Genomic DNA, 2,657 nt, shown 5'->3' on the forward strand with positions numbered 1-2,657 from the left:
GGATGCATGCTGGAAGGCGCCGCCTTTGCGCGGCGCACGCCACAAGCGGCCGTCAGCAAGCTGAAGCGAAGCTTGGTGGAGAGCGGACGTCCCGGCCGCTACGCCGAGCCCGGCCCGCGCCCCGCGTGTGCCAATGCCAGCGCCAGCCTTGCCCCCACCTCGGCATTGTGTTTCACGAGCGCGATGTTTGTCGCCAAGCTGCGTCCACCCGTCAGCGCCTTGATGCGAGCCAGCAGGAAAGGTGTCACGGCCTTACCGGTGATTCCTTGCGCCGTGGCCTCGGCGAGCGCCTGCCGGGTCAGCGCGTCGATGTCTTCGAACGCTATCGCTGCCGCTTCAGGCACCGGAGTGCTCAACACAACACCGCCCACGAGGCCCAGGTCCCACTTGGTGCGGATGAAGCGTGCCTGTTCCGCCGCGTCGTCCAGCCTGAAGTCCGCGCAAAAGCCGCTATCGCGCGTGTAGAACGCAGCGAAATTGTCTTGCTCGCAACTGAGCACCGGCACGCCGTGCGTTTCCAGGTATTCCAACGTGAGCCCGATATCCAGGATGGACTTCGCACCGGCACAGACCACCGCCACCGAGGTCTTCGCCAGTTCCTGCAGGTCGGCCGAGATGTCAAAGGTTTCCGGCGCCCCCCGGTGCACGCCGCCAATGCCTCCGGTGACGAATACCTCGATGCCGGCCAGGGCGGCACATATCATCGTGCCGGCCACTGTCGTGGCGCCGAGCCCGCCGCCGGCCAGCACGGCCGGCAGGTCGCGGCGGCTGACCTTGTGTACCTGGTCCGAGCGGCCGAGCAGTTCCAGCTCGTCGTCCGTAAGGCCGATGTGGATTCGCCCGCCGACCAGCGCGATAGTGGCGGGCTCGGCTCCCACGTCCCGGATCAAGGCCTCCACTTCGCGCGCAGTGCGAACGTTCTCTGGGTAGGGCATGCCGTGGGCGATGATGGTCGATTCCAGCGCCACGAGCGGGCGGCCGGCGGCCTGTGCAGCGGCCACAGGCGCACTGCAGGTCAACCAGGCGTGTGCAAGATCGGTAATCATGTCGATGCTTTCGGCGGCGTGATTCACAAGTATGCAGCACGGGGCTGGTCCACGGTTCGTTGTGCAAGCGCGGGGGGCCGTGGTCTCGCAGCGAACGACCGCCCGGCGGACCAGATCTACCGTGACGACGCGCATGGATATAAGCGGTGGCGAATGCACGCTAAACTAAACCGGGTGCGCTACGGAAAAGATCGATGGATCGGGCTCAAGGCGATGAAATTCAACGGGTTGACGCTGCGTCTCACCGTTGTGTGCCTGATTGTGTTCGCAGGAGTCGCCATCTTGCAGGATCGTTTTATCTACTTCCCTGAGAAGGCTGCAATCGGGGACGTCGTTTCCGGCGGACTTCGCGCTTGGCCGACACGTGAGGCGTTCCGGGGCCTAGTGGCCGAACCGGCCGGATCCGCGCGCGCGACCGCCATCGTCTTTCATGGCAATGCAGGGCATGCCGGACACCGTTCGTTCTACGCCGCAGCGCTCACCCGGCTCGGGTTGCGCGTGATCCTCGCCGAATATCCAGGCTACGGGCCGCGCGACGGCACTCCGGGCGAAGAGAGTCTGGTCGCTGATGCCCAACAGACCATCGCGCTGGCGCATCGCCTCTATGGCGCGCCGCTGCTGCTCATCGGCGAATCGCTCGGGGCTGGCGTGGCGGCTGCGGCCGGCTCGCGTGAACGCGACAAGACCGCTGGCTTGCTGCTCATCACGCCATGGGATCAGCTTGAGCACGTCGCCGCTTACCACTATCCGTGGCTGCCCGTGAAGTGGCTGCTGCGCGACCGATACGACAGCGTGACCCACCTGGCGTCGTTCGGCCGCCCTGTTCTCGTCGTGGTTGCGGAACGCGACAGCATCGTCCCCCCGCGGTTCGGCGAAGCGCTCTACAACTCGCTGGCCGAACCGAGACAACTGATGGTGGTGAAGGCGGCTGAACATAACGACTGGATTGGCCGCGTCGACGAATCCTGGTGGCGGGGGGCGATCGGCTTCCTGCTCACGCCTTCGCATTGAAATATGAAAGCTCGCTCCATCCCGTCCAGCTCGGAACGCTTCTATGTCCTCGATGCGAAGAACAGGCCTGTCGAGGTGTTCGACCGCGGCGAGTGGTCACGCTGGATGACTGAGAACGAACTGATCTTCCGCCGCACGCTGCTGGACGAATACGGTGTGACGGTCACGACCCGCTTCCGCGGTGTGTCCGAACCGAAAACCGGGGATGCTTCGCTGTTCGTGACGCGCGTCGCCGGAATGGAAGCACGAGACAACAGGAGCTACGGAGCACGTACGCTCGATGAGGCGCTGGAGCAGCATGAGCTCACCGTGCAGAAAATCCTCCGGACGCTGACCAGGCGGTGATCGCCACAGCGCAACGATTCTCCGCAACCATAACCATGCCCCGCGCGGGGGGACGACATTGTCAGCCCGGGCGTCCGCCCGAAGTGACTATCTGTCTGATTGAGGACCAGCAGCCTTTCGATCGTGAACTCGGAGATGTCATTGGCGCGCTACATCTCGTCCGTACGGCTGCAGCCCAACGTAACAACCCAGGCGCAGAACAGGCGATTGAAGAAGATCGGCGGCGACTGGGTGCAATTGCCCGTGGTCGACCCG

Annotated in this window: 3 protein-coding genes; 2 read left to right on the forward strand and 1 reads right to left on the reverse strand. The window is 64.5% G+C overall.

Annotated elements, in window-relative coordinates:
- Positions 1-98 precede the first annotated feature (98 nt).
- Positions 99-1,046, reverse strand: a complete 948-nt coding sequence (locus VGL01_RS14200) for a pseudouridine-5'-phosphate glycosidase (RefSeq protein ID WP_331570336.1) — start codon at positions 1,044-1,046, stop codon at positions 99-101.
- 213 nt (positions 1,047-1,259) lie between these two features.
- Here VGL01_RS14200 and VGL01_RS14205 point away from each other — a divergent pair, with 213 nt between their 5' ends.
- Positions 1,260-2,057 carry an alpha/beta hydrolase gene (locus tag VGL01_RS14205; protein ID WP_331570338.1) on the forward strand — a complete coding sequence of 266 codons (798 nt, stop codon included), beginning with the start codon at positions 1,260-1,262 and terminating at the stop codon, positions 2,055-2,057.
- Positions 2,058-2,060: 3 nt separating this feature from the next.
- Positions 2,061-2,402: a hypothetical protein gene (locus tag VGL01_RS14210; protein WP_331570340.1), complete on the forward strand. Its 342-nt coding sequence runs from the start codon at positions 2,061-2,063 to the stop codon at positions 2,400-2,402.
- The last annotated feature ends 255 nt before the right edge of the window (positions 2,403-2,657 follow it).

It is taken from the genome of Trinickia sp. (assembly GCF_036503415.1).
Lineage (GTDB): Bacteria > Pseudomonadota > Gammaproteobacteria > Burkholderiales > Burkholderiaceae > Trinickia.